This window comes from Sphingomonas sp. PAMC 26621 (assembly GCF_000251145.1).
Taxonomy (GTDB): domain Bacteria; phylum Pseudomonadota; class Alphaproteobacteria; order Sphingomonadales; family Sphingomonadaceae; genus Sphingomonas.
In genome coordinates, this window is sequence record NZ_AIDW01000020.1 from 1 (window position 1) to 25,876 (window position 25,876).

Genomic DNA, 25,876 nt, shown 5'->3' on the forward strand with positions numbered 1-25,876 from the left:
GCTGCCGCTGCTGCTGCTGCTGCTGCGACCTTTGCCTCTTCGGCGTCGGCGATCTTCTTCTCACGCTCTTCCGCGCGCTCGACGGCCTTCTCGCCGGGCTTGCCCTTGTTCGGGTTGGTGCGCGCGGCGCGCTCACGGATGCCCGCGACGTCGAGGAAGCGTGCGACACGATCGGTCGGCTGCGCGCCGACGCTCAGCCAATGCTTCGCGCGGTCGGCGTCGAGCACGATGCGCTTCTCGTCGTCCTTGGCGAGGAGCGGGTTGTACGTGCCCAGCTTCTCGATGAACTTGCCGTCACGCGGGCTGCGCGCATCGGCAACGACGATGCGGTAGTACGGACGCTTCTTGGAGCCGCCACGCGACAGACGAATGCTGATTGCCATAGTAAACTACTTCCTTCTTGGTCGTTCTTGGGTTTTGCCACCGGCTGGGTGCCGGATGGCGATCACTTCTTCTTGAGCAAATTCTCGAAGCCCGGGGGGAGCTTCGTCTGGCCGCCGCCGAGGCCGGGAAGGCCCCCGCCACCGCCGCTGAACATCTTGGACGGGTCGATCCCGCCCAGACCGCCGAGGCCACCAGCGCCGTCCGGACCGCCACCGCCGCCCAGACCGCCCATGCCGCCGCCGCCACCACCAAAGAGCTTGGCCATGCCCTTCAGGCCGCCCATCTTTTTGATCTTCTTCATGGCGTTCGCCATTTCCTGATGCATCTTCAGGAGCTTGTTGACCTCCTGCACGGTCGTGCCGGAGCCCTTGGCGACGCGGATCTTGCGCTTGGCGTTGAGCAGTTCGGGCTTGCGCCGCTCCTTGGGGGTCATCGACGTGATCATCGCGTCGAACCGGACGAGGATCTTCTCGTCCATCGCGCCCGAGGCCATCGCCTGCTTGGCCTTGGCCATGCCGGGGATCATCCCCGCGAGCGCGCCGAGACCACCCATGCGGCGCATCTGCCCGAGCTGCGCGCGCAGATCGTCGAGGTCGAACTCGCCCTTGGCGAGCTTGGCCGCCATCTTCTCGGCGTCCTCGACCTGGATCGCCTCGGCCGCGCGCTCAACGAGGCCAACGACGTCGCCCATGCCGAGGATCCGGCCGGCAACACGCTTGGGGTCGAACGCCTCGAGTGCCTCGAGCTTTTCACCCATGCCCGCGAATTTGATCGGCTTGCCGGTGACCGCGCGCATCGACAGCGCCGCACCGCCGCGCGCATCGCCGTCCATGCGAGTCAGCACGATACCGGTCAGCGGCACCTGATCCGAGAAGTTCTGCGCGACGTTGACCGCATCCTGACCGGTCAGCGAGTCGACGACAAGCAGGATCTCGGTCGGCTTGGTCACCTCGGCGACCGCGCGCATTTCGTCCATCAACGCCTGGTCGACGTGGAGACGACCCGCGGTATCGAGCATCAGGACATCGAAGCCCTGCAGCTTCGCCGCCTGCACCGCGCGCCGCGCGATATCGACCGGCTGCTGCCCCGCAACGATCGGCAGGGTCGAAACCTCCGCCTGCGTCCCGAGGACCGCGAGCTGCTCCTGCGCATTCGGGCGGTTGACGTCCAACGACGCCATCAGCACCTTCTTGCCCTGCCGCTTGGCGAGGCGCAGCGCGATCTTGGCGGTCGTCGTCGTCTTGCCCGAACCCTGCAGGCCGACCATCATGATGATCGCGGGCGGCGCGACGTCGAGTTCGAGCTCGGACGCTTCCGCGCCCAGCATCTCGACCAGCGCGTCGTTGACGATCTTGACGACCTGCTGCCCCGGCGTGACCGAGCGCAACACGTTCTGGCCAACCGCTTGCTCGGTCGCGCGATCGACGAAATCGCGCGCCACCGGCAAGGCGACGTCCGCCTCGAGCAACGCGACTCGGACTTCGCGCATCGCCGCACGCACGTCGGCCTCGGTCAGCGCACCGCGCCCCCGCAACCGATCGAACACACCGCCAAGACGGTCGCTCAGGCTCTCGAACATCCGAAAAAACCCTTCCAAACTGTCGCTTTTGCCGAGTAACGCAAAGAACGCCGGCGGACGAAACCTCGTCGGCCGGCGTCGTCCCGCAGGACAGCCTTCACGCTTCACGGTGGAGCGATCGCTAGCGCCATTAGCGTAGCTTGCGCTTTACCGCAACCCGACCGGCGCTTGCCCCGACCCGACGGGCAACTGCCCCGGTTTTAACCTCCTGTACATTGCTTGCATGGGATGACGAAACGGACGGGGGCGGAGCCGAAGGAATGACAGTCGAAAGACATGGTGGCGACAGGCCCGACAGGGGTTACCCTGCCGGGGTCGTCAAGCGACGCGATATCCTGACCGGCGCGGTCACGATCGCGGCGACGCTGTTGTTCGTCGGAATCGCCAGCAGCGTGCTGTCGAGCGCGCTGAAACACGTCCTGCACGGCACCGGCGAGACCGATCCCGCGCTGGTGATCGCCTTGCTGCTCAACGTCGCGCTGATCCTGATCGGCTGGCGGCGGCACCGTGACCTTGCCAATGAAGTCGACATCCGCGCCGCTGCCGAGCAAAGCGCGCGCCTGCTCGCTGCGCGCGATCCGCTGACCGGGTTCCACAATCGCCGCAGCCTTGCCGAAGCGGGCGCCGCGATGTTCGTCCACGCGGTGGATCGCCACAAGGCGATGGCGCTGCTGCTGCTCGACCTCGATTATTTCAAGACGGTCAACGATCTGCACGGGCACGCCGCGGGCGACTCGCTGCTGAAGGCGGTCGCGCACGAAATCGCGCAGGCGATGCCGCCGCACGCGCTGACGGCCCGGCTGGGCGGCGACGAGTTCGCCTGCGGCTTCCCGTTCGACCCGGCGCATGCCACGCTGGTCGAGCGCGTCGCGGAGACGCTGGTCAGCCGCCTTGCGCAGCCGTTCCAGATCGACGGGCTCCACCTCCATATCTCCGCGTCGGTCGGGATCGCGCGGTCGGACATCGGCTGCGTCGGGATCGATTCGCTGATGCGCTCCGCCGACATCGCGATGTATTCCGCAAAGAACGCGGGGCGGAACCGCTTCGCGTGGTTCGACCAGTCGATGGAGCGCGACCTGAAAACGCGCACCGATCTCGAGGCGAGCCTGCGCAGCGCCATCCCCAATGGCGAGATCGTCCCCTATTTCGAACAGCAGATCGATCTCAACACGGGGCGTCTGACCGGGTTCGAAGTGCTCGCGCGGTGGGAACATCCGACCCGCGGAATGATCGCGCCCGAGGCCTTCATCCCGCTTGCCGAGGAAACCGGGATGATCAGCGACCTGTCGCTGTCGCTGCTGCACCAGGCATTCACCGCCGCGCGCGACTGGGACGCGGGGCTGTCGCTGTCGGTCAACATCTCGCCGTGGCAGATGCGCGACGCGTGGCTTGCGCAGAAGATCATCAAGGTGCTGACCGAGACCGGTTTCCCCGCCAACCGGCTCGAGATCGAGATTACCGAGACCGCGTTGCTCGACAATCTCGCGCTGACGCAGTCGATCGTCGGGAGCCTCAAGAACCAGGGCGTCCGGCTCGCGCTCGACGATTTCGGGACGGGGTTTTCATCGCTCGCCCATCTACGCGCGTTGCCGTTCGACCAGATCAAGATCGATCGCAGCTTCATCCTCTCGATCAACCAGAGTGCCGAAAGCACCGCGCTCGTCACCGCGATCACGCGGCTGGGGGACAGCCTCAACCTGCCGATCACCGCCGAGGGCGTGGCCGACGCACGGATCGAGGAGCGGCTGCGGGCGCTCGGTTGCGCGAAGGGCCAGGGGTTCCTGTACGGCCAGCCGATGAGCGTCGCCAACACCCGCCGCCTGCTCGCGGAACGACGGTTGCTGCAGATGCCGCAGCCGGGAATCGTCGGGGTTTCGGGCACCGTGCACCGTCGGAGCGCCTGAGCGACGGCGCCTGCGTGCGCGGAGGCGCATGGACTTCGCCCCCCTCGCCCCCTAGATCGCCGCCATGCCCGACCCGCGGATCATCAGCCTCGGCTGCCGTCTCAACATCGCCGAAAGCGAGGCGATCCGTACGCTTGCGGGTCCGGGCACGATCGTCATCAACAGTTGCGCGGTCACCAACGGTGCAGTCGCCGAGACCCGCAAGGCGATCCGCCGCGCCCGCGCCGAGCGCCCCGACGCGCAGATCGTCGTGACGGGGTGCGCCGCGCAGATCGACCCGGCGAGCTTCGCGGCAATGCCCGAAGTCGACCGCGTGCTCGGCAACGTCGAGAAGCGCGCGCCTGCCGCCTGGGCCTCGGAGGAAACCGTGCTGGTCGGCGATATCCTGAGCGCCCGCGAAACCGCGCCGCAACTGTCCGCGGTGTTCGCGACGCATGCGCGCGCCTTCGTCGAGGTGCAGAATGGCTGCGACCATCGCTGCACCTTCTGTGTCATCCCCTATGGCCGCGGCAACAGCCGCTCGGTCCCGGCAGGCGCAGTGATCGAACAGATCGCGGCGCTGATCGACGGCGGCCACCGCGAAGTCGTGCTGACCGGGGTCGACCTGACGAGCTACGGCCCCGACCTGCCCGGCGCCCCGAGCCTAGGGTTGCTGGTCGAACGAATTCTCCGCCACGTCCCTGCGCTCGAGCGGCTGCGGCTGTCGTCGCTCGACGGGGTCGAGATCGATGACCGGCTGTTCGCGTTGCTGACGCAGGAAGCGCGGGTGATGCCGCATGTCCATCTGTCGCTCCAGGCGGGCAACGACATGATCCTCAAACGGATGAAGCGCCGCCATGCGCGCGCCGACAGTGTCGCGCTGGTCGATCGGTTGAAGACCGCGCGCCCCGAGATCGCGATCGGTGCGGACCTGATCGCGGGCTTCCCGACCGAAGACGACGCGATGTTCGCCGACACGCTTGCGCTGATCGACGATTGCGACATCGTCCATGCGCATATCTTCCCTTATTCCGAGCGCGACGGCACGCCCGCCGCACGGATGCCTGCCGTCCCGGTGCCTGTGCGCAAGCGGCGCGCCGCGCTACTGCGCGAGGCTGCGGCGGTGCGCAAAGCGGCGTGGCTGCGCGGGCTGATCGGCACGACGCAGGACGTGCTGGTCGAGCGTCCCGGGGATCGCGGTCATATCGGGAGCTTTGCCGAGGCGCGGTTCGAGACGCTGCCGGTCGGATCTGCGGAACGCGTCCGGATCACCGGGAGCGACGGGAATATGTTGACTGCTTCCGTGCTTCGTTCCCCTATCGCCTCCCCCCTTCTCGCTTCTTCCCTTCTCACTTCCCCGGCGGAGGCCGGGGCCCAGTCGAGAAACAGTGGTAACGAAGCGCCGTCCTCACCAATTTCTGACATCGCTCCTGGGCCCCGGCCTTCGCCGGGGAAGCAAAAACAGCAGCAGCAGCACCAGCAAGCTACTTCACAAGAGATCCTCGCATGACCCCAAGCTGGCACGACAAACTCCTCGGCGGGTTCAAGCGCACCTCCGACCGGCTGATCGGCAATCTCGCCGGGCTCGGCACTGGACCGCTCGACACGAAGACGCTCGACGAGATCGAGGAAGCGCTCATCGCCTCCGACCTCGGCCCCGAGACCGCCGCGCGGATCCGCCGCCGCCTGTCGACCGGTGTGTTCGAGCGCGACATGGAGGAGCTCGGCATCCGCCTCGTCGTCGCCGAGGAAATCGAAAAGGTGCTCGACACCGTCGCGGTCCCGCTCGAGATCACCGGCTTCCCGCGCCCGCACGTCATCCTCGTCATAGGCGTCAATGGCTCGGGCAAGACGACGACGATCGCCAAGCTCGCGCATCTGCTCAAGGAACAGGATTACGGCGTGATGCTCGCGGCGGGTGACACGTTCCGCGCGGCGGCGATCGGGCAGCTCGCGACCTGGGCCGAGCGCGCGGGCGTGCCCATCATCAGCGGAAAGGAAGGCGGCGACGCGGCGGGCATCGTCTACGAAGCGGTCAAGCAGGCGACCGCGACCGGCATCGACGTGCTGATCGTCGACACCGCCGGCCGCCTCCAGAACAAGCGCGAGCTGATGGACGAACTGTCCAAGATCCGCCGCGTGCTGGGGCGCCTCAACGTCGAGTCGCCGCATGACGTGCTGCTCGTGCTCGATGCGACGACCGGGCAGAACGCGCTCAACCAGATCGAGGTGTTCAAGGAATCGGCGGGCGTCACCGGCCTCGTGATGACCAAGCTCGACGGCACCGCGCGCGGCGGTGTGCTGGTCGCGGCGGCGGAGAAATATGGTTTGCCGATCCACGCGATCGGGGTCGGCGAAGGCATGGGCGATCTGCGCCCGTTCAATGCGAACGAGGTTGCGCGGATCATCGCTGGCGTGGAAGGGGTCCGCAAATGACCACCTCCGCCCCCTTGCCGTCATCGCTTCCCGCCAAGCCCCCGCTCAACGCGGGCCAGCGCCTCGCGGTCGACATTGGCCCGATCGCGATCTTCTTCCTCGTCAATTTCCTGACCCCCGGCTACGACATGCTCAAGCTGATCGCCGGGACCTCGGCGTTCATGGTCGCGAGCATTGCGGCGATGATCTATTCGCTGGTCAAGTCCGGGCGGATCTCGCCGATGCTGTGGCTCACCGGCACGCTGGTGCTCGTGTTCGGCGGGCTGACGCTGTATTTCCACAACAAGGATTTCATCCAGATCAAGCCAACCGTCATCTACGCGATGCTGTCGGCGATCCTGGTGTTCGGGCTGGTGACGGGGCGGCCGTTTCTCAGCCTGTTCCTCGATTCGGCCTATCCCGGGCTGAACGACACCGGCTGGCGCAAGCTGACGATCAACTGGGCGGCGTTCTTCGCGTTTCTCGCGGTGCTGAACGAAGTCGTGCGGCACGAATTCAGCTACAGCTTCTGGCTCGGGTTCAAGCTGTGGGGGGTGATTCCGCTCACGTTGATCTTCGCGTTCGCGAACGTGCCGATGCTGATGAAGCATGGCTTCAAGATGGGCGAGGAACCGCCGATCCCGCCGGTCGAGTGATTCACTGCGGTCATAACGCCACAGGCACTTCCCCGGCGAAGGCCGGGGCCCTGTAGCGAGGGTGGCTGAAACTTAGCGCAGTCGCCCGCAATCTCTTGTCTCGCTACTGGGCCCCGGCCTTCGCCGGGGAAGTGAGTCTGTAAGAAAATCCAGGAAATCGCGGGGGAGAGCAGCACCTGCTCGATCCCCCGGCAATCGTGTCGCCGTTGCCGGTCTTTCCGGCGGCGTTCCTCGTCCCGCGTTTCTGTTTTATGTCCGGCGCTACGACAGCACACGAACCATAGCAGGCGTTTCGACAAAAAAAAGGGCCGGTCTTTCGACCGGCCTTGAAAGTTTTAGGAGAGGATGCCTGAAAGGCACACTCTTTGTGCAGTGCAGCAGGTTTCAGATCAATTGCAATGTTAGCGCTAACGCATGCAATTTCTGCAACTGCACCGTTATGCGGTTGCGCCGTCGAAGCGCTTGCCCGCCTCGTCCCAGTTCACGACGTCCCACCAGGCCTTCAGATAGCCCGGACGGTCGTTCATGTAGGTCAGGTAATACGCGTGCTCCCACACGTCGTTGCCGAGGATCGGTGTGCCCTTGTCCTTGGCATCGTCCATCAGCGGGTTGTCCTGATTGGGCGTCGAGACGACCTTGAGCGCGCCGGACGAATCCTTGATCACCCACGCCCAGCCCGAACCGAACTGGCCCGCACCCTTGGTATTGAAATCTTCCTTGAGCTTGTCGAGGCCGCCATAGGTCTCGATCGCCTCAGCGAGCGCGCCCGATGGCTTGGTCGTGCCGGCCGGTGCCATGATCTTCCAGAAGAAATCATGGTTCCAGAAACCGCCGCCATTGTTACGCACCAGCGGCGGGAGCGTCGAGATCATCCCGAGGATATCCTCGATCGACTTGCCCTCGAGCTTGGGGTCGGCAGCGACGCCTTCGTTGAGCTTGTTGGTATAGGCAGCGTGGTGCTTGTCGTGGTGGAACGTCATCGTCTCCTTCGAGATCGTCGGCTCCAGCGCGTCATAGGCATAAGGCAGCGGGGGAAGTTCGAAAGCCAAGGCTCGTCTCCTTTGAAAATGACGGGGTCGCTCACCCAAACGTCGCGCGGTCGAAATGGGTCCGGCGCGCTCGTTACGCAACCGATTCGGAAACACCCTGCGAAATCAGTCCATGGCGCTTGAGGGCATGGCGCAACTGATCGTAACTCAACCCGAGTGCTTCGGCGGTCGCGCGCTGATTGAAGCGGTTTTCGGCGAGCGCGGTCTGCAGCATCTCGCATTCGAACCGCGCGAGCCGCGCCTTGTAGTCCATCGGCTGGCCGTCGTCGCACGGCACCGGCGATGCGCTCGCCGGAGCCTCGGGCGCGACCGAACTCGCTGGCGGCAATGCCGTGGCCGTCGCTGGGCGGTGCGGAGACTGGAACGGATCGAATACGATCGCGTCGATCGGCGCGTCGCGATCCCAGCGATAGACCGCGCGCTCGACCACGTTGCGCAACTCGCGGACGTTCCCCGGCCACGCGTAGGCGACCAGTTGCGCCTCCGCCGCCTTGGTGAAGCCGAGCCAGTCGTCGCGGTGCAGCTCGGCTGCCATCCGCCGCCCGAAATGCTCGGCGAGCACCATCACGTCGTCCTTGCGCGCACGCAGCGGCGGGAGCGTGACCACCTCGAAGCTCAGCCGGTCGAGCAGATCCGCGCGAAACTGGTGGCATGCGACCTTGTCGGGGAGATGCTCGTTGGTCGCGGCGACGATCCGCACGTCGACCCGCATCGGGCGTGACGATCCGATCCGCGTGACCTCGCCATATTCGACCGCACGCAACAGCCGATCCTGCGCCGCCATCGACAGCGTACCGAGTTCGTCTAGGAACAACGTGCCGCGATGCGCCTCCTCGAACCGCCCTGCCCGTGCCTTGGTCGCACCGGTGAAGGCGCCCGCTTCATGCCCGAACAGTTCCGCCTCGATCAGCGTCTCGGGTAAGGCCGCGCAGTTCATGATGACGAGCGGCTGGTCCCACCGCGGCGACAGGCGGTGGAGGCGTTCCGCGACCAGTTCCTTGCCGGTCCCGCGCTCGCCGATCACCAGCACCGGACGGTCGAGCGCGGCGGCGCGGCTCGCGAGTTCGAGCGCGTCGAGAAACGGGCCGGATTGTCCGATGACCTGGCTGGTTCGCTCCATTCCCAAGGCTTGGCGTAAAGTCCCAAGCCTTGGCAAGCCCGTTCTCGTTCATCTGCGCGAAAGCCACGCAAATCCGCCATTCCGGCAGTTGGCACGCTCCCTGCAAAGCTTCTGGCATCGCCCCACGGGGCACCGAACGCCAACAGGGAGACACGCCATGGACAGCCAGTACAAGAACCGCACCTCGATCCCCCAGCTTCTCGTCGCGGTGGTCGCCACGATCCTCGTCGGGTCGGTCGCGCTGGCCGGCACGGTCGGCCCGGCGATGGCAAACGTTTCCCCGGTCAGCGCCCCGTATCAGGCCTGATCGCGAAAAATCCGAAATTTCCCAAGGAGTATCATGATGGGCATCTTCAGCCGAACCCGCGATATCATCGCCGCCAATTTCACCGACTTGCTCGACAAGGCCGAAGACCCCTCGAAGATGATCCGCATGATCATCCTCGAAATGGAGGAAACGCTGGTCGAGGTGCGCGCCTCCGCCGCGCGCACGATCGCAGACCAGAAGGAAATGCGCCGGCACATCAACAAGCTGGGCAGCCTGCAGGAGAGCTGGACCGAAAAGGCCGAACTCGCGCTGTCGAAGGGCCGCGAGGATCTCGCCAAGGCCGCGCTGGTCGAGAAGCAGAAGGCCGCCGACATGGCGAACCAGCTCGACGGCGAGATCGCGGTGCTCGATGAATCGCTCCACGCTTCGGAGGAAGACATCGCCAAGCTGACCGGCAAGCTCCGCGAGGCGCGCACCCGCCAGAATTCGATCGCGACTCGCTTCGAAAGCGCGCAAAACCGCTTCAAGCTGCGCGAGATGTACAACGGTCCGCGGATGCAGGACGCGTTCAGCCGGTTCGAGGTGATGGAACGCCGCGTCGACATGGCCGAAGGGCGCGCCGATGTTGCGGGCATGGGCGCACCGCCCAAGACGCTCGAGGAAGAAATCGCCGAGCTCAAGTCGAGCGAAAAGGTCGAGGCCGAGCTCGCCGCGATGAAGGCCCGCTTCGGAAAGGACGGCTGATGGAAGACATCCTCGTCCCGATCTTCGTCTGCGGCACGCTGTTCGTCGGCATGCCCTGGGTCATCCTGCACTACATCACCAAGTGGAAGCAGGCGCCCAAGATTACCAACGAAGACGAGAAGCTGCTCGATGAGCTCTATTCGCTCGCCCGCCGGTTGGAAGACCGGCTGGGCACGGTGGAGCGGATCATCGCCGCGGATCACCCCGAATGGCGCGTCAGCATGCCGCTCGCCGAGCCGACCGCGCAATCCTACCCCACCCCGTCTTACGACCCAACCCGGAGGAACTGAAATGTCCGCCAGCCGCACCAAATTCTACCTCGACAAGCAGAACGCCAAATGGCTCGGCGTCTGCTCGGGGATCGCCGATTACACCGGCATGGACTCGACGCTCGTCCGGGTCGGGGTCGCGCTTCTCACCCTGGTCACCAGCGGATGGGTATTGATTGCCTATATCGTCATGGCCTGTGTCGCCGAGAAGAAGCCGCTCGGCCTCTATGACAGCGCGGACGACGAGCGCTTCTGGCAGGGTGTGCGCACCAACCCGACTCGCTCGACCGCCGAGGTCCGCTCGAAGTTCCGCGACATCGATCGCCGGCTCGCTGACATCGAGGTCATGTACACCAGCCGCAACAGCCGCCTCGCGGACGAGATCGACAGCCTGCGCTGATCCGCACGGCACGACCGGACCGATACCGACATCACTTGGGGCAAACAGGGGATACTGAAATGAGCTCTTCCATCGGACTGCTGATCCCGCTCGCGGCGATCACCGTCGGGCCCACGGCCTGGGCCTTCAACAACTGGGTCCGTGCCCGCCACGGCTACCCGATCGAGACCAAGAAGGGCCAGCTCGTCAGCCGCGACGGCGACCTTTCGGTCAACCGCCAGACCGAGCTGCTGAAGGCCGAAAACGAAAAGCTGCACGGCCAGGTCAGCCGCCTCGAGGAGCGCCTCGCGGTGCTCGAACGGATCGCGACCGACCCCGCCGAGCGGGTCTCGCGCGAAATCGACGCGCTGCGCTGAGCCGGAAAGGATCCTGATCATGACCCCCGACCTGGTTTTTCTCGTCCCGATCCTCGCCATCAGCGTCGGCATGGTCGCGGTGATCGGCGGCACGATCATCCGCCCGTGGCTCGCCTATAAGGAGCGGCGCATGACGATCGAGGCGACGATGGTCGCTGAGAAGGCCGCGCAATATGCCGCGCAGACCGAACGGCTCGAACAGCGGGTCCAGGTCCTTGAACGGATCATCACCGACCGCGGCGTCGACCTCTCGCTAGAGATCGAGCGATTGCGCGATACGCCGCTCAACTAACCCTTCAACCCTTTCTTCCCCAGAGGTTATCATGTTTGTCTTTCTTGGAGTGCTCGCCGTCGTGACGGCGGGATGTTGCTGGGCGACCGAAAGCATCGACCGCCCCCGCCGCCGCGCCGCCCGCGCGGCACGCCAATCCGCACAGGGCTGACCCGCCCGAATATTGAACAGGGGAGCGTACGATGAACGGTGGAGAAATGATGGTCGTGCTGATCGTGCTGGTCGCGGTCGCCGGCAAGATCATCCAGGCGCGCTACAAGGCGGCCGAACGCAGCGAGCGCCAGCCGGCGCCGGACAGCGCCGACGCGCAGCGCCAGCGCAACGAGATCCGCGCGCTCAAGGAACGGATCGCCGTGCTCGAGCGGCTCGCGACCGACAAGGAAGACAGCAGTGCCCGGCTCGATCGCGAGATCGAGAAGCTGCGCGACCGCCCATGACCAGCCTGACAGGAGCAGGGATCATGACCGACCCCAATTTCTACATGACGATGGCCGCAACCGCCCTGGTGGGGCTCGCGATGCTGACCTACGCGATGCTCAACGGCTGGCGCGGCTGGCTCTCGTTCAAGCTCGAGCAGCTCCATGCGGCAGGCGGCAACAATGACGGCCCCGCCCTCCCCAACGCGAGCGCACGGATCGAGATCGCGGATCTCAAGGAGCGCATCCGCAAGCTGGAGGCGATCGCGGCGGGGGTGGATCTGTAAGGGGTCGCCTCGCCTGCTGGCCCCCGGCCCGCGCCGGGGAACAGCAAGGGTGACGAACCCCGTCGCTCCCGCCTATATCTCCGGGATGCAGACCCTCACCGATATCGAATCCGAATACAGCTTCCTCGAGGCGGACGACCGCTACCGCCTCCTCATCGACTTGGGCCGCGAGCTCGAACCGATGCCCGACCCGCTCAAGACCGATGCGACGCTGGTGCGCGGCTGCTCCGCCTCGGTCTGGGTCTATCCGATGGCGCGCGAGGACGGGACGTTGCATTTCCTGGCGGATTCGAATGCGGCGATCACCAAGGGGATTATCGCGCTGGTGCTGCTCGCGGTGCAGGACCAGCCCGCTGATGCGATCCTGGCAACCGACATCCCGCAGGAACTCGCACCGTTCGACCTGAGCAAACAGCTCAGCTCGAACCGCACGCAGGGCATCCCCAACATGATTGCGCTGATCCGCGAGACCGCGACCCGCTACGCCAAGCCGTAACGCCGCCGCCCGCTCCCGTCACTCTGCCGGCGGGGACTCCATCGCATAGGTCGCGCGCAGGCCGTATTGCGCCTCGACCGCAGGGTCGAGCCACGCTTCGATATGCGCGACATCGGCGGGCGCGAGATCATCGTAGCGCTGGGGGACATAGGCGAAAAAGCCCTGCCCCTTGTAGCTGGTGACGGTCTGGAAGATCGGCGTCCGTTCCAGCCCGGTCGCGGTCGCGAGCGCTGCGACCACGGCCTCGGGCGCGCGCATGAAGCCATCGTAGCTGACCAGCGCGACGTTATGCGCCCGCATCGGCAAGTCGGCCCAGTGCCGCAGCTTCGCAGTCCGCTTGGCGATGCAGTTGGCGAAGCGTTCGCCCGTCGCGGGATCGCGTTCGTGGAGCATCTCCTGCCCGAGCAACGGGTGCCCCGGTTCGATATGGTCGAAATGTTCGTCCCAGCAACTGTTCCATTCACTGCGCACGAACGCCGCGAACGGCTTCGCCTTCAGATCGGGATGCGCGTGCCAGGGTTGGCGATGCAGGCTGCGGACCCAGTCGAACGCGTCGCGCGCGACCACGACACTCAACGTATCCGCAGGAAACAACGTCTGCGCGGCGACGAACCAGTGTTTGTGGCCGAAGGCGTCGGTCAACTGCAGCTCGGGAATATTGGCCGCGAGCGTCTGTGCGACGATGTTGGTCCCACTGCACCGCTGGCCGTAAATCTGCATCCGCGTGATCGGTCGATCGCCGCGAAGGATCGCGCGCAATCCGGGCGCGAGCGGCCGCCAATCGATGCGAGTCGTCATTCCGTCCTTGTCCTGCTGAGCCGCGCGCAACCGGCGTTCGCGCGTCGCGGTGCGCGCTACACGGTTGGGCACAGTGCGCCAATCGCATAATCGTACGACCGGTGGACAGATCCACCGCAACCACCTAAGGGGCACCGCTTCGCGCGCGCCTCTTTCGGGTTTCCGGCAGCCGCTTTCCTGTCAGAGCCCGTACCAAGAAGGAGATCGCGCATGGCGTGGCTCATCCTCGGCGTAGCCGTGGTTACCGAAATCATCTGGGCGCTCAGCCTGAAATGGGCAGCAACCGCCGGCAGCGCGTATGCCGCCGCCGTCCCGATCACGCTCAGCTTCGTCAACATGGGGCTGCTTGCGCTCGCGATGCGCGGGCTTCCGGCCGGAACCGCCTATGCGGTGTGGACCGGGCTCGGCGCGGTCGGCGTGACCATCTTTGGCGTGATCCTGTTCGGCGAGAAGCTCAACGGGATCCAGATGGGGTTCATCGCGCTGATCATCGTCGGCGTGGTGGGCACGAAGTTCTTCGCGACGAACTGACCGTACCGTGGTCCCTCCGGCGAAGGCCGGGGGGGACGCGGGTGTTGCCGATCGCCTTACGCGTCCGGCCCTTGCGACCGCTCCCCGTCGCGAAGCCCGAGGTCGCGGACCACCTCCGCCATCGGTGCCCCGTCCTTGACCAGCGCCCAGTCGCCCGGCGCATCCCCGGTCACCACCGTCACCGCGCCGCGCGGGCAGATCCCGAGGCACTTCACCTCGAGAATGCCGAGCGTGCCCTTGCGCCCCTTGCGGACGCCGAGTTCGTCGCGCAGCGCCTTGGCGAGCGGGGTCTTGCCCTTCGGCCCGAACCCGCCATCCAACTTCTTCGAACATTTCTTGCAGACCAGTACGGTGTTCGCCCAGTCCGAGCGGACCGTCTTCAAGCCTCGGGCTTCCACGTTCGCTGGTCTTCGGCGGCCCTGAGCACGTCATAGGCGGCCTGGATCGCGAGGAAGCGCGCCGCGGCGTCCTTGTCGCCGGGACGAACGTCGGGATGGTTCGATTTCGCCAGCCGCCGCCAGGCGACTCGCACCGTCTCGAAATCGGCGTCGACCTCAAGCTCGAGCACTTCGAGCGCGCGGATCTCGTCGCGCGAGCGGCTGCCGTCGCCCGGACCGGCCCATTGGTGGTGGCGCGATTCGGTATAGCCCTCCGCCGTCTGCGTCTCGGCGCGTTCGCGTTCGGCGGCTTCCTCGGCGCTCAGGCCCTCGAAATAGTTCCAGCCACGATTGTACTCGCCCGCATGCTCCTGGCAAAAATACCAGCGTTCCGGGCTGTTGGGGGATTTCGGTGCGGGGCAATCGCCCTTGTTGGTGCAGCCGTGCCGGTCGCACAGACGAATCGTCGCGGCTTCGGTGCTGGCCTCGCCATATGCGCGCCAGCGGGGAAAACCCCAGTCGGTTGATCTGGATGTGGAACGCGCCATAGCCCGCCATTTAGGCATGCGCGCGTGCTAGCGCCATGACGCTTTTGTGAAACCGCTGTGAATTAAAGCGATCAGTGTCAGAAATGCGCCAGAGGGTCTGTAAGCCGGGTTCTGTCCACCCCGTCCCGTAAGACGGGGTTAGGCGACCATTCCTCTAGGACGACGCTTGCGCGCCGCCTCAAGCAATCAACCCGGGCGACGAGCTGAAACGAAGCCCATATGCCACCCCTATTCGATCTTGCTCCCGGTGGGGTTTGCCATGCCGCCCCTGTTACCAGGCGCGCGGTGCGCTCTTGCCGCACCCTTTCACCCTTGCCTGTTCCCCCGTCCGATTTGCATCGGGGAGGACATCGGCGGTCTGCTCTCTGTGGCACTGTCCCTGGGGTCACCCCCGCCGGGCGTTACCCGGCACCGTCGTTTCGCGGAGCCCGGACTTTCCTCGCGTACCCGAAAGTACCCGCGGCCGCCCGACCCTCTGGCTGCGCTGCCCCTAGCGCGAATTGGCGTGGGGGCAAACCCTATCAGTCGTCCCCGGTCGGCTTGGGCAAAAGCAATGCGAGCAGGATGCTGCGGCACTCGCCGTCGATCACCCCGTCGATCAGCTCGGGACGAAACCGCCGCTGGAACGCGACGACCGCAGCCAGCTTGTCGGTCACGTCATAGCCGAAGCGTTCGAGCGCGACGAGGAAACCGGCGTCCGCCCACATCGGGTCCATCAATCCCTTGGTTGGGCGCGGCAGCGCAAGCCGCAGCTTCGCGAGCCGGTTCCACGGGAACAGCTCGCCCGGATCCTGCTTGCGCGTCGGCGCGATATCCGAATGCCCGACGACGTTGCCGCGCGTGATGCCGTGCCGTTTGGTAATGTCGCCGACCAGTCGCACGACCGAGTCGATCTGCTGCTCCATGAACGGACGATACCCCAGCTCATGCCCGGGATTGACGATCTCGATCCCGACGCTCGCGCTGTTGATGTCCTCGATCCCGCGCCAGCACGACTTGCCCGCGTGCCAGGCGCGCTGGCTTTCCGCGACCATCCGCAGCACCTGACCATCCTCGGCGACGAGGTAATGCGCCGAGACCTTCGCTTCGGGATCGCGCAACCGGTCGATCGCCGCCTGCGCGGTCTGCATGCCGGTATAATGCAGCACGATCATCGACACCGGCAACGACCGTCCGTCGAAATTGGGTGACGGCGTTTCGATGATATCCATAAGCCTGTCCCCTCCGCGAGCAGGCGAACAGCTTAAGCACGGTCGGCGGCGGAGCGAAACCCCGTCAGACGCGCGCGGGCACCGCTTCATAGAGTCCGCGATATCGGGGACTTGGCCGGAAGGCCTCGGTCTGGCCGATCACGGTCTCGCCCGCCCCCAGCACGAGCAGCCCGCCGGGCCGGATCACTGTCGCGAACCGGTCGAGCACCCGCCGCCGCAAGTCGAGCGGCAGATACAGCAGGACGTTCCGGCACAGGATCACGTCGAACCGCCCGACCGGGAGCGGGTCTGCGATCAGGTTGAGGCGGCGGAACGCGATCCGGCGGACGAGTTCGGGCTTGGCCACCCAATCCTCCCCCTGCTGGTCGAACCAGCGCATCATGCGTCGGACGGGGAGCCCGCGCTGGATCTCGAAATGGCTGTAGCGACCGGCGCGCGCGCGGACGAGCGCGGCCTCGGACACGTCGGACGCGACGATATCGGGCGGCAGCGTCTCATGCTGCGATTCCTGCTCCGCGAACAGCATCGCGAGCGACAGCGGCTCCTGCCCGACCGAGCACCCCGCCGACCAGATCCGGATGCGTCGCCCGTCCTGTTCGGCGCGGATCGTGGCAACCGCGTCTGCGACCATCTCGATCACCGCCGCATCGCGGAAGAACGAGCTCTCCTGGTTGAGCAACGCATCGACCGTCTGGTCCGCGACCTCGGGCAAGCGCTGGACCGCTTCGACAAGGTCATCGAGCGACGCCAGGTTGAGATCGCGCAGCAGCGGCTTGAGCGCGGTCTCGATCCGCCATTCGCGGTTTGCGGCGAGCTGTTGGCCGGTGCGCACCTCGAGCAACGTGTTGAGCGCGGCCATCACGCCTTTGCTATGGGTTGGCAGGGCAGGCATTCCGGCGGCAGCGCTATCCAGGAAACGATGAATCATGCGGGACGCCTCCGCTTGGCGACCAACCGGCCGATCTCGACCGGCGGCAGCACCGCGCAGGCGCACCCCGCGGCGACGACGGCACCCGGCATGCCCCACACGACCGAACTCGCGCGATCCTGCACGACGATGCAGCCGCCCCGCGCAGCCAGCGTCCGCGCCCCCTCGGACCCGTCGCGCCCCATCCCGCTGAGCACGATCCCGAGGGCGCGTGCGCCGTAGACCTCGGCGATGCTGTCGAACATCGGGTCGACCGAAGGCATGCACCCGCTGCCGACCGCCTCTGTGGTCAGGCGGATCGCCCCGCCCTCGCCGGTCCGCACGACGCGCATATGCGCATCGCCCGGCGCGACGATGATCCGGCCGGGGCGGATCCGCAGGTGATCGGTCGCGACTTCGCACGGCCGGCCGGCGATCGTTTCGAGTTGCGCGGCGAAATAGGGCATGAACGACGCCGGCAGATGCTGGGTCACCAGGATCGGCACCGGGAAGGCCGCGGGCAGTTCGCCCAGCAATTGGGTCAGCGCATGGATTCCGCCCGTCGAAGCGCCGATCGCAATGATGTCAAAGCCCTTCGCGGTGGTCGGCGTACGTGGCGCGGCCGCGGGCTGCGGCACCGCGGGCTCGCTCGACTGCGGTTCGATCTCGACCAGACGCGCCAGCTTTTCAACCAGCGCAACCGAGAAACGCCCCGCAAAATCGCCGATATCGGGCTTGACGAGCGTATCCGCCGCGCCTTGCGCAAGCGCCTCGATCGTCGCCGCGGCACCGTCGCTCGCGAGGGACGAGACGATCAGTACCTTTGCGCCACGCCCCGCGACGATCAGGTCGGGCAGCGCCACCAGTCCGGTCACGCCGGGCATTTCGATATCGAGGACGATCCCGTCGACCCGCTGCTCCGCGAGAAAGGCAAGCGCTGCGGCGGCATGCGGCACCGCGCCCGCGATACGGAACCGACCGTTCGCTTCGAGCGCGCGCGCGATCATGGCGCGCGCGACGACCGAATCGTCGACGATCAGGATTGACGGGGGACTATCGCCTTCGGACATGCTGGAACTCGCGCGGGCGACGGGAAAGGCGGCAGCGCCGCGATCGACGCGGCGAGCCGTGGCAGAGACACGCGGTGGCGGTCCGGGATACGCTGGACGAGCCACCGGGCGGAGACCGTCAGGCCATGCCGACGATCTGCAACTTGCTTTCGAGCGTTTCGCGGTCGAACGGCTTCATCACATATTCGTCCGCCCCCGCCTCGATCGCGGCGCGGATGTGCGCCATGCCGTTCTCGGTCGTGCAGAATACGACCTTGGGGCGCGTCGGGATCGAACTGTCGCGGAGCGCGCGGAGGAAATCCATCCCGCTCATCACCGGCATGTTCCAGTCGAGCAGGATCACGTCGGGTGCGGACGCCAGGCACGCGGTCAGCGCTTCGCGGCCGTCGCCGGCCTCGCTCACCTGGAAATCGAGTGTTTCGAGGATATGGCGCGCGACCTTGCGGATCACTTTCGAATCATCGACGACGAGGCAGGTCTTCATGAAGTCACCCTGTTGGTATGCGCTTGAGCCGGTCTTGCCCGAAATGCGTAAGCGTCGCGTTAAGATTGGCTTTTCGCCGAAACGCCTATGCCGCCAGCGCGACCGGGCCGGGGATCAGCACGTCGAGCGCGATCACCAAGATCGGTTCGCCATCGCGGTCGACGATGCCGCGACCGACGCGCTGCCACCCCTTGTCGAGCGCGACGCCGGCCGACAGCGGCATGAGGTCGAACGCCGCGACATCCTCGAGCGCGTCGACCAGCACGGCGTAATGATGCCCTTCGACGACGGTGATGACGGCGCGCATCGCGCTGCCATCGCCGGCCGGAAGGCCAAGCGCAGCGCGGGTCTCGATCACCGTGACAACGCGGCTGCGCAGCGCGGCGAGTCCACGGACATGCTGTTCGGCCCGCGGCACGGGGATCACCGCGCCGATATCGACCACCGATTCGACCTGCGACGATTCGATCGCGACGGTCCGCCCGGCGATCCGGGCGATCAGGAACAACGGCATCAACGGCCTCCGGCGGATTTGGCGAGCGCGGCGAGCAGGCCCGGGCGGTCGTAGCGGAAAATGCTGCCGTCGTTGCCGTCGCCCTCGGCGTTGCGCCGCAGCCGCACGACGGGCGCGCCGGCACAGGCGACCGGGCAATCGCAATCCATCGTCACCACGACGCCCGCCTGTTCGCCGGGGCGGAGACCGGTCGTGACGCGATATCCCGCTGCTTCGAGGACCGGCTTGAGGAATGTCGTGAGCCAGGCCGAATCGGCGCCTTCGAGCAGACACAAGGGCGCGTCGGACGCGGCGCAGGGATCCGCATGGCTGGAGAACAGCCAGTGCAGGTCGATCACCTCGATCTGGTCGCCATCGATCGCGACGACGCCCGCGATCGGGCCGCTGTCATGCGCCGCGACGAGTGTGTCGGGCAGTTCGACGATGTCGAGCGCCTCGCCGATCGCATAGCCGAGCTCGACCGTGCCATCGCGCAGCCGCAGGACCGAAACGTTCGTTCGGCCTTCCCACGATCCAAGCGCGACGAGCGGGATGATCGCGCCGTCGACCGAGAGCCGCAGCCGCCCCGCCGCATGCCGGATCGCGCTGGCAGGAACGGGTTCGACGCGGTCGATGACCGACAGCGGAACGATCCGCCGGACGCCGTCGAGATCGTCGAACATCAGGGCCTGGACACCCGGGACGACGACGACGTCATCCTCTTCGACCAAGATCTCGCGCGTGAAGACGAGACCGGCAAGCTGCGCGATCCCGGCGCAATCGAGCATCAGCATCGGCAGCCCACTGTCGGGCAGGGTCTGCCCGGCGTAGACGCCGGTCGCCATCACCGCCGGCGCGGCAGGCTTGATCACCAGTTCCTCGTGATCGAGCACGGTATCGACCGCGAGCGCATAGGATCCGCCGGAAACGCTGACGATCACCAGCATGACCGGTTCGCTCGTCCCGAACCCGAGCAGATTGCCGAGATCGACCAGCGGCATCCGACGATCGCGCACGGTTGCCATGAGGGTGTCGCCAAGCCGGTCGATCCGGATCGATTCGGCACCGACGCGGACGATTTCCTCGATCGTCTGGCGCGAGATCGCAAACCGCTGGTCGCGCACGCCCACGCCGATCGTCGACATGATCGACAGCGTCAGCGGCACGTGGATCGAGATGCGCAGGCCCTTGCCCGGCGTGTTCGCCAGCTCGATCCGCCCGCCGATCTGCTCGACATTGGCGCGAACGACATCCATCCCCACGCCGCGCCCCGAAATCCCGGTGACGACGTCCTTGGTCGAGAGGCCGGGTTCGAACACGAGTTCGAGCCGCGCCTGTTCGCTCAACGCGCGCACTTCGGCGTCGCTGCGCAATCCCGCGGAGACGACCTTTGCCGCCAGCCGCGCGGTATCGATCCCGCGCCCATCGTCGGCGATCTCGATGACGATCTGGTTGCCCGACTGGCGCGCGACGACGTTCAGCCAGCCCGTCTCGCGCTTGCCCGCGGCACGACGGTCGGCGGCGGGTTCGATCCCGTGATCGATCGCGTTGCGGATGATATGGACGAGCGGGTCGCGCATCATCTCGATCATCTCGCGATCGAGTTCGACGTCGCTCCCCTCGATATGGAGGGTGACCGTCTTGTCGAGTTCCGCCGCGGTATCGCGCACCATCCGCGGCAAGGCGGAGAACAACGCCTCGATCTTCTGCATGCGGGTGCGGGTGACGGTATCGCGCATTTCATCGACGGTCAGCGACAGGCGTTCCAGCGCGGCCTCAACGGTGGGATCGACCCCTTCGTCGCGCAGCCGCCGCGCGAGTTCGTTGCGCGCGAGCACCATGTCGGACATACCGCTCATCATCCGGTCGAGCAGGTCGACGTTGAGCCGCACGCTGCGCGTCGGCGAGCGCATCACCGGGGCGGCGCTGCTCGCGATCGCCTCGGAGCCGGTATCGAGCGCCGCGACCAGCAGGTCCTCGCCGGTATCGTCGAGCGCGTGCCCCGCATCGATCGCCTCGACGATCTCGCCGATCCGGTCGACGATCGCGAGGACGGCGTTGACCAGCCGGGTGTCGGGACTACGCTCGCCCGACCGCACCGCCGCGAGGACATCCTCCGCGGCATGGCTCAGCCGCGCGAGGCGCGGCAGGTCGAGGAAGCCGCAGCTCCCCTTGACGGTGTGGACGAAGCGGAAAATCGCATCCAGCCGTTCGCGGTCGTCCGGCGCGGATTCCCACGCGACGATTTCCCCCGACAACGCCTCGAGCGTCTCGCGGGTTTCGGCAATGAATTCCTGTAGAAGATCGTCCATGGGCCCCCGCCTTTGCGGCAGCGGCTGCATGGCGCCCCATTGGTTAAGGGAGCGTTTAAGCCGCCTTGAACGCCGCGCCGAACAGCAGCACCGCGTCATCGGGAGCGGAGACCTGCACGACGCCGCCGCCTTCGGCGACCAGCGCATTGACCAGATACGCCGCCGCCGCGCGCGGGGTGACGACCGCGTCGCCGCCCGTGCCGGTCAGCGCGGCGCGCATCTCGGCGTCGAGCACGATCCGCAGGCCCTCCGCACGGACGACGATCTCGACCTGCCCGTCATGGCTTTCGGCCCCGACATCGAGCTGCCCGCCGCGCACCAGCGCGTCGCCCGCGATCAGCGCGAGGTTGAGCAGCACCTTGATCGCGGGCTTGGGCAGCGTCGCGTCCTCGACCAGCCAGCCGAGCTTGACCTTGTGGCCGTCGCCGAACAGCCCCTCGATCGCCGCGCGTGCCTCGCGCGAATCGACCGACTCGCCGAAGCCACCCGCCGCGCCGAACGCGAGGCGGAAGAACTTCAGCTTGTTGGCGGATGCCTTGGCGCTGTCCGCCAGCAGTTCGAGGCAGCGCGCGCGCATGTCCGGGTCATGCTCGTCCGCAAGCAATTCCAGTCCGTTGTTGAGCGCACCCACGGGGCTCAGCAGGTCATGGCACAGACGCGAACAGAGCAGACTGGCGAAATCGGTCGGGCTAATGGTCAACGCTTGGGCTCCAGCTTTGCGCCTCTTTGGCGCAGCACGGCATGCGCCGCAAGCGGGACATCGGGCTTGGCTTGACCAAAACCACCGGCGGCAGCGGCGGCGTGCGCGTCGGGCACCGTTTCCAGCACCAGCGGCACGAATATCGTCGCCGGGTCGCCGCTGGTAGCGGGCTGCGCATGCCAGGCACCGATCTTTTCGCCGCCGACGATCACCCACACCTTGCCATCGGGCGCAGCGTTTGCGGCATCGGTCGCGGACGGCGTGACGGTCCCGCTCGGGTGCGAATGCCAGTAGCCGATCAGCCGCGGCCCGCCCCCGCGTTCGGCACGCAACGCGGCGAACACCGCAGCCGGGTCGAGCTCGAACGTCCGGCGCGGATCGTCCGCGACGTTGGCGCACACCGTCACGTCCTCGATCCGCTCCGCCGTGCCGAACAGCAACCCGCACGCCTCGACCTCCGGGGTCGCCTGCGCGGCTTTTAGCAATCTCGTGCGCAGAGTGCTTGTAATCTCCAACACCATGCCCAGATTCTAGACCATGAACCGGGGGGTTTCCACCATCGAGACGCGGATCGCCGACGAAGCCGGACTGAGGCTCGATCGCGCGCTTGCGGATGCGCTTCCGACGATCTCGCGCGAACGACTGAAGGCGCTGATCTCGACCGGCCAGGTGACCGACGAAGGCGGGACGCTCCGGCGCGATCCGTCGAGCAAGGCGGTCCCGGGCGGGCTGTACCGCATCATCGTCCCGGATCCCACGCCCGCGCACAACGAGGCGCAGGACATCGCGCTGACCGTCGTGTTCGAAGACGAGCATCTCATCGTGATCGACAAGCAGGCCGGGCTGGTCGTCCATCCCGCCGCCGGGAACCTCGACGGCACTTTGGTCAACGCGCTGCTCCATCATTGTGGTGGCAGCCTGTCGGGGATCGGCGGCGTCGCGCGCCCCGGGATCGTCCACCGGATCGACAAGGACACGTCGGGCCTGATGGTCGCTGCCAAGACCGATCGCGCGCATGTCGGGCTCGCCAAGCAGTTCGCCGCGCATTCGATCGATCGGCGCTACAAGGCGATCGTCTCGGGGCGCCCTGCCCCGCCCGCCGGATCGGTCGACGCGCCGCTCGCGCGGAGCCCGCAGAACCGCAAGAAGATCGCAATCGTCCAGGGCGGCAAGCGCGCGGTCACGCATTTCTCGACGATCGAACGGCTGCGCGAAGCCGCGCTGGTCGAATGCCGCCTGGAAACCGGGCGGACGCATCAGGTCCGCGTTCACATGGCGTCGCTCGGGCATCCCTTGCTAGGCGATCCGGTTTACGGTAGAACAAAGCAGGCTCACAAACGCGATCTGGAAACCTTGGGTTTCCATCGACAGGCGTTGCACGCCGCGCGGTTGGGGTTCATTCATCCGATCAAATGTAACGTTCTGGCGTTTGATAGCGAAATGCCTGCCGACATGCAGGAACTGTTCGATACATTGCTAGTATAGGGTACGGCCGCCGCGCCCTGCGCGCGACTGGCCTGCGAAAAGGGAGATACGACCATGGCAGCCCGCAGCAACGTCCCAGCGACGATCCCCGCCCTTGGCGGCGAAGCGAGCCTCAACCGCTATCTGTCCGAGATCAAGAAATTCCCGATCCTCGCGCCCGAGCAGGAATATATGCTCGCCAAACGGTTCGAGGAACATGGCGACACCGACGCCGCCGCGCAGCTGGTAACGTCGCACCTCCGCCTCGTGGCGAAGATCGCGATGGGCTATCGTGGCTACGGCCTGCCGGTCAGCGAGCTGATTTCCGAAGGCAACATCGGGCTGATGCAGGGCGTGAAGAAGTTCGAGGCTGATCGCGGCTTCCGGCTCGCGACCTACGCGATGTGGTGGATCCGCGCCTCGATCCAGGAATTCATCCTGCGGTCGTGGAGCCTCGTCAAGATGGGCACCACCGCCGCGCAGAAGAAGCTGTTCTTCAACCTGCGCCGCATGAAGTCCAAGCTCGACGCGTTCGAGGACGGCGATCTCAGCCCCGAGCATCTCGCCAAGATCGCCAAGGACCTCGGCGTGACCGAGGCCGAGGTAACCAGCATGAACCGTCGCATGGCGATGGGCGGGGATACCTCGCTCAACGTGCCGATGCGCGAGGATGGCGATGGCCAGTGGCAGGACTGGCTGCAGGACGATGCACCGCTGCAGGATACCGTCGTTGCCGAGGCGCAGGAAGCCGATGTCCGCCACGATATGCTGACCGCCGCGATGGACGATTTGAACGAGCGCGAGAAGTTCATCCTCACCGAGCGTCGCCTGACCGACGAGCCCAAGACGCTCGAGGAGCTGAGCCAGGTCTATGGCGTGTCGCGTGAGCGGGTTCGCCAGATCGAGGTGCGCGCTTTCGAAAAGCTGCAGAAGGCGATGATGCGGATCGCGGGCGACAAGCGGATGCTCGTCGCAGCGTAATCGCGCGATCGGATCGGCGCGCTGGACAGCGCCGATCCGATCCCCGTACAGCGGCGGGATGGCACGCCGAAAGACCGCTTCATATTCCAACGCGCGGGGCGGCAATCGCCGCGCCCCCGCTCGCCGCACAAGCGGTTCGAGTGGAGGTGCTTTGCGCCGCGTGTTCGGCTGGATCATCAAGGGCGTGCTTGCCTTCGTTGTACTTTCGCTCGTCATGGTCGGCGTTTACCGGTTCGTCCCACCACCGATCACGCTGACGATGCTTGGCGACGCGGTCGCCGGGCACGGTATCGACAAGTCCTGGATGCCGCTCTCGCGGATCGACCCCAACATGGCGCGCGCTGCGATCGCGGGCGAGGATTCGCGGTTCTGCACGCATAACGGCTTCGACGTGCACGCGATCGAGACCGCGTTCGCGCGCAACGCGCGGGGCGGACGGATCCGCGGCGGCTCGACGATCAGCCAGCAGACCGCAAAGAACGTCTTCCTGATCCAGGGCGGTGGGTATCCGCGCAAGGCGCTGGAAGCGTATTTTACGCTACTGATCGAGACGATCTGGGGCAAGCGCCGGATTATGGAAGTCTATCTCAACGTCGCGGAGACGGGGATCGGCACGTACGGCGTCAACGCGGGAGCCCAGCGCTACTTCGGCCACGATGCCTCGCACATGACGCCGAGCGAAGCGGGCCGGATGGCGGCGGTCTTCCCGCAGCCCAAGAAACGCGCGGCGATCGCGCCGAGCGGCTTCACCCGCCGTCACGGCAACGCGATCACTCGCCGGGTGGGCGTCGTCCGCAACGACGGGCTGGATTCGTGTTTGCGGGGGTGAAGCCATCGACCGAGCACCCTCCTCTACCGTCACCCTGAACTTGTTTCAGGGTCCACCGCGCCCCAAGTCCGGTCCGTGCCGGTTTCACGGTGGATGCTGAAACAAGTTCAGCATGACGGGAATTGGGACTGGCGGATGCTAGCCTAGCGTCGGCCGAGGTCACCTCGTCGGGGCGGCAGCACCGGCAGTACGGCACTCCGTAGCACCGCCCGGATAACGACCCGGCCCCGGCATCCGCCGGGGCGACGCCATCACTTCCCGTCGGTCGTCTTCTCAGCGCTGTCGCCGATCTTCTTCGCGCTGTCGCCGACATCCTTCGCCGCGCCGGAAATCGCGTCGGTGCGGATGTTGTCGTTCTGGCTGCGATTGAACAGATAGAACGCCCCAACCACGACCGCGATCAGCAGCACGATGCCGATCAGGATCCCACCACCGCTCCCGCGGCGTTCGATGACGGTCGTGTGCGGCGTCTCGGTGATCTTGTCGCTCATGCTTGTCCTCCTGTTATGAACCTGGAGGACGAAACACGAGCAACGTCAGATAGTTCCGGAGGCGAA

At 66.2% G+C, this 25,876-nt stretch carries 33 protein-coding genes and 1 other RNA gene; 17 read left to right on the plus strand and 17 right to left on the minus strand.

Features of this window, described 5'->3' with window-relative positions; genetic code table 11:
- Positions 1-383: 30S ribosomal protein S16 (rpsP, locus tag RI03_RS11165; protein ID WP_010217397.1), on the minus strand; the 383-nt coding region annotated here is incomplete at its 3' end.
- Positions 384-445: 62 nt separating this feature from the next.
- Positions 446-1,963, minus strand: a complete 1,518-nt coding sequence (ffh, locus tag RI03_RS11170; protein ID WP_010217398.1) for a signal recognition particle protein — start codon at positions 1,961-1,963, stop codon at positions 446-448.
- A 260-nt stretch (positions 1,964-2,223) separates the two neighbouring features.
- On the opposite strand from ffh, the gene RI03_RS11175 reads away from it, so the two are divergent.
- The 4 genes from RI03_RS11175 (at position 2,224) to ispZ (ending at position 6,917) form a co-directional block, all read left to right on the plus strand.
- On the plus strand, positions 2,224-3,867 hold the full coding sequence (locus RI03_RS11175; RefSeq protein WP_010217400.1) for a putative bifunctional diguanylate cyclase/phosphodiesterase: 1,644 nt from the start codon (positions 2,224-2,226) through the stop codon (positions 3,865-3,867).
- Between the two features lie 64 nt (positions 3,868-3,931).
- Positions 3,932-5,356: a tRNA (N(6)-L-threonylcarbamoyladenosine(37)-C(2))-methylthiotransferase MtaB gene (gene mtaB / locus RI03_RS11180; protein ID WP_010217401.1), complete on the plus strand. Its 1,425-nt coding sequence runs from the start codon at positions 3,932-3,934 to the stop codon at positions 5,354-5,356.
- Complete coding sequence (ftsY, locus tag RI03_RS11185) at positions 5,353-6,282, plus strand: signal recognition particle-docking protein FtsY (protein ID WP_010217402.1); 930 nt, start codon at positions 5,353-5,355, stop codon at positions 6,280-6,282. Before mtaB ends, ftsY begins: the two co-directional genes overlap by 4 nt.
- Entirely contained in the window at positions 6,279-6,917 is a 639-nt protein-coding gene (ispZ, locus tag RI03_RS11190) for a septation protein IspZ (protein ID WP_010217403.1), read from the plus strand. The genes ftsY and ispZ overlap by 4 nt, the downstream gene beginning before the upstream one ends.
- A 437-nt stretch (positions 6,918-7,354) precedes the next feature.
- On the opposite strand, the gene RI03_RS11195 is transcribed toward ispZ, so the two are convergent.
- Together RI03_RS11195 and pspF are read right to left on the minus strand one after the other, a co-directional pair.
- The gene (locus tag RI03_RS11195) at positions 7,355-7,966 is read right to left on the minus strand and encodes a superoxide dismutase (protein ID WP_010217404.1); all 612 of its coding nucleotides are present in this window, start codon (positions 7,964-7,966) and stop codon (positions 7,355-7,357) included.
- A 73-nt stretch (positions 7,967-8,039) separates the two neighbouring features.
- On the minus strand, positions 8,040-9,086 hold the full coding sequence (pspF, locus tag RI03_RS11200) for a phage shock protein operon transcriptional activator (RefSeq protein ID WP_010217405.1): 1,047 nt from the start codon (positions 9,084-9,086) through the stop codon (positions 8,040-8,042).
- A gap of 157 nt (positions 9,087-9,243) precedes the next feature.
- Between pspF and RI03_RS24075 the strand changes: the two genes are divergently transcribed.
- From RI03_RS24075 to RI03_RS11240, 9 genes are all read left to right on the plus strand, one after another.
- The gene (locus RI03_RS24075) at positions 9,244-9,393 is read left to right on the plus strand and encodes a hypothetical protein (protein ID WP_010217407.1); all 150 of its coding nucleotides are present in this window, start codon (positions 9,244-9,246) and stop codon (positions 9,391-9,393) included.
- 36 nt (positions 9,394-9,429) lie between these two features.
- Positions 9,430-10,098: a phage shock protein PspA gene (pspA, locus tag RI03_RS11205; RefSeq protein WP_026046659.1), complete on the plus strand. Its 669-nt coding sequence runs from the start codon at positions 9,430-9,432 to the stop codon at positions 10,096-10,098.
- The gene (pspB, locus tag RI03_RS11210; RefSeq protein WP_010164191.1) at positions 10,098-10,388 is read left to right on the plus strand and encodes an envelope stress response membrane protein PspB; all 291 of its coding nucleotides are present in this window, start codon (positions 10,098-10,100) and stop codon (positions 10,386-10,388) included. Before pspA ends, pspB begins: the two co-directional genes overlap by 1 nt.
- Before the next feature lies 1 nt (position 10,389).
- Positions 10,390-10,767, plus strand: coding sequence for an envelope stress response membrane protein PspC (gene pspC / locus RI03_RS11215; RefSeq protein ID WP_010217410.1), 378 nt, complete (start codon positions 10,390-10,392; stop codon positions 10,765-10,767).
- Between the two features lie 59 nt (positions 10,768-10,826).
- The gene (locus tag RI03_RS11220; RefSeq protein ID WP_010217412.1) at positions 10,827-11,123 is read left to right on the plus strand and encodes a hypothetical protein; all 297 of its coding nucleotides are present in this window, start codon (positions 10,827-10,829) and stop codon (positions 11,121-11,123) included.
- A 19-nt stretch (positions 11,124-11,142) separates the two neighbouring features.
- A complete protein-coding gene (locus tag RI03_RS11225) occupies positions 11,143-11,415 on the plus strand; it encodes a hypothetical protein (protein WP_010164196.1) in 273 nt (90 codons plus the stop codon).
- Between the two features lie 182 nt (positions 11,416-11,597).
- Positions 11,598-11,852 (plus strand): hypothetical protein, encoded by a 255-nt coding sequence (locus RI03_RS11230; protein ID WP_026046660.1) that lies wholly within the window; start codon positions 11,598-11,600, stop codon positions 11,850-11,852.
- A gap of 23 nt (positions 11,853-11,875) precedes the next feature.
- Positions 11,876-12,118 carry a hypothetical protein gene (locus RI03_RS11235; protein WP_026046661.1) on the plus strand — a complete coding sequence of 81 codons (243 nt, stop codon included), beginning with the start codon at positions 11,876-11,878 and terminating at the stop codon, positions 12,116-12,118.
- A gap of 85 nt (positions 12,119-12,203) precedes the next feature.
- The gene (locus tag RI03_RS11240; RefSeq protein ID WP_010164200.1) at positions 12,204-12,614 is read left to right on the plus strand and encodes a SufE family protein; all 411 of its coding nucleotides are present in this window, start codon (positions 12,204-12,206) and stop codon (positions 12,612-12,614) included.
- 18 nt (positions 12,615-12,632) lie between these two features.
- Here the strand turns inward: RI03_RS11240 and RI03_RS11245 are convergent, their stop codons facing one another.
- On the minus strand, positions 12,633-13,484 hold the full coding sequence (locus RI03_RS11245) for a hypothetical protein (protein ID WP_010217418.1): 852 nt from the start codon (positions 13,482-13,484) through the stop codon (positions 12,633-12,635).
- Positions 13,485-13,622: 138 nt separating this feature from the next.
- Here RI03_RS11245 and RI03_RS11250 point away from each other — a divergent pair, with 138 nt between their 5' ends.
- Positions 13,623-13,943, plus strand: coding sequence for a DMT family transporter (locus RI03_RS11250; RefSeq protein ID WP_010164203.1), 321 nt, complete (start codon positions 13,623-13,625; stop codon positions 13,941-13,943).
- A gap of 56 nt (positions 13,944-13,999) precedes the next feature.
- Here the strand turns inward: RI03_RS11250 and RI03_RS11255 are convergent, their stop codons facing one another.
- The 11 genes from RI03_RS11255 to RI03_RS11300 all read right to left on the minus strand — a co-directional run bounded on the left by RI03_RS11255 (position 14,000) and on the right by RI03_RS11300 (position 22,530).
- Positions 14,000-14,326, minus strand: coding sequence for a hypothetical protein (locus tag RI03_RS11255; protein ID WP_010164205.1), 327 nt, complete (start codon positions 14,324-14,326; stop codon positions 14,000-14,002).
- Positions 14,323-14,868, minus strand: coding sequence for a J domain-containing protein (locus RI03_RS11260; protein ID WP_010217419.1), 546 nt, complete (start codon positions 14,866-14,868; stop codon positions 14,323-14,325). The genes RI03_RS11255 and RI03_RS11260 overlap by 4 nt, the downstream gene beginning before the upstream one ends.
- 84 nt (positions 14,869-14,952) lie before the next feature.
- An RNA gene (rnpB, locus tag RI03_RS22270) (RNase P RNA component class A) lies at positions 14,953-15,347 on the minus strand.
- 42 nt (positions 15,348-15,389) lie between these two features.
- Positions 15,390-16,079, minus strand: a complete 690-nt coding sequence (locus RI03_RS11265) for an N-acetylmuramoyl-L-alanine amidase (protein ID WP_010217420.1) — start codon at positions 16,077-16,079, stop codon at positions 15,390-15,392.
- A gap of 64 nt (positions 16,080-16,143) precedes the next feature.
- Positions 16,144-16,938, minus strand: a complete 795-nt coding sequence (locus RI03_RS11270; RefSeq protein ID WP_010217421.1) for a CheR family methyltransferase — start codon at positions 16,936-16,938, stop codon at positions 16,144-16,146.
- A 65-nt stretch (positions 16,939-17,003) separates the two neighbouring features.
- On the minus strand, positions 17,004-18,056 hold the full coding sequence (cheB, locus tag RI03_RS11275; protein WP_010217423.1) for a chemotaxis-specific protein-glutamate methyltransferase CheB: 1,053 nt from the start codon (positions 18,054-18,056) through the stop codon (positions 17,004-17,006).
- 118 nt (positions 18,057-18,174) lie between these two features.
- A complete protein-coding gene (locus RI03_RS11280) occupies positions 18,175-18,540 on the minus strand; it encodes a response regulator (protein ID WP_010164213.1) in 366 nt (121 codons plus the stop codon).
- Between the two features lie 85 nt (positions 18,541-18,625).
- A complete protein-coding gene (locus RI03_RS11285) occupies positions 18,626-19,054 on the minus strand; it encodes a chemotaxis protein CheW (RefSeq protein ID WP_010217424.1) in 429 nt (142 codons plus the stop codon).
- The gene (locus RI03_RS11290; protein WP_010217428.1) at positions 19,054-21,345 is read right to left on the minus strand and encodes a chemotaxis protein CheA; all 2,292 of its coding nucleotides are present in this window, start codon (positions 21,343-21,345) and stop codon (positions 19,054-19,056) included. The genes RI03_RS11285 and RI03_RS11290 overlap by 1 nt, the downstream gene beginning before the upstream one ends.
- A 55-nt stretch (positions 21,346-21,400) precedes the next feature.
- Positions 21,401-22,045, minus strand: coding sequence for a histidine phosphotransferase family protein (locus tag RI03_RS11295; RefSeq protein WP_010164218.1), 645 nt, complete (start codon positions 22,043-22,045; stop codon positions 21,401-21,403).
- A complete protein-coding gene (locus tag RI03_RS11300; RefSeq protein WP_010217431.1) occupies positions 22,042-22,530 on the minus strand; it encodes a M67 family metallopeptidase in 489 nt (162 codons plus the stop codon). The genes RI03_RS11295 and RI03_RS11300 overlap by 4 nt, the downstream gene beginning before the upstream one ends.
- A gap of 52 nt (positions 22,531-22,582) precedes the next feature.
- Between RI03_RS11300 and RI03_RS11305 the strand changes: the two genes are divergently transcribed.
- From RI03_RS11305 to mtgA, 3 genes are all read left to right on the plus strand, one after another.
- Positions 22,583-23,530, plus strand: coding sequence for an RluA family pseudouridine synthase (locus tag RI03_RS11305; protein WP_010217434.1), 948 nt, complete (start codon positions 22,583-22,585; stop codon positions 23,528-23,530).
- 54 nt (positions 23,531-23,584) lie between these two features.
- The gene (gene rpoH / locus RI03_RS11310) at positions 23,585-24,490 is read left to right on the plus strand and encodes an RNA polymerase sigma factor RpoH (protein WP_010164221.1); all 906 of its coding nucleotides are present in this window, start codon (positions 23,585-23,587) and stop codon (positions 24,488-24,490) included.
- A gap of 151 nt (positions 24,491-24,641) precedes the next feature.
- Positions 24,642-25,319 (plus strand): monofunctional biosynthetic peptidoglycan transglycosylase, encoded by a 678-nt coding sequence (gene mtgA, locus RI03_RS11315; protein WP_010217435.1) that lies wholly within the window; start codon positions 24,642-24,644, stop codon positions 25,317-25,319.
- A gap of 251 nt (positions 25,320-25,570) precedes the next feature.
- Here the strand turns inward: mtgA and RI03_RS11320 are convergent, their stop codons facing one another.
- Complete coding sequence (locus tag RI03_RS11320) at positions 25,571-25,810, minus strand: hypothetical protein (protein WP_010217436.1); 240 nt, start codon at positions 25,808-25,810, stop codon at positions 25,571-25,573.
- Positions 25,811-25,876: the final 66 nt, after the last annotated feature.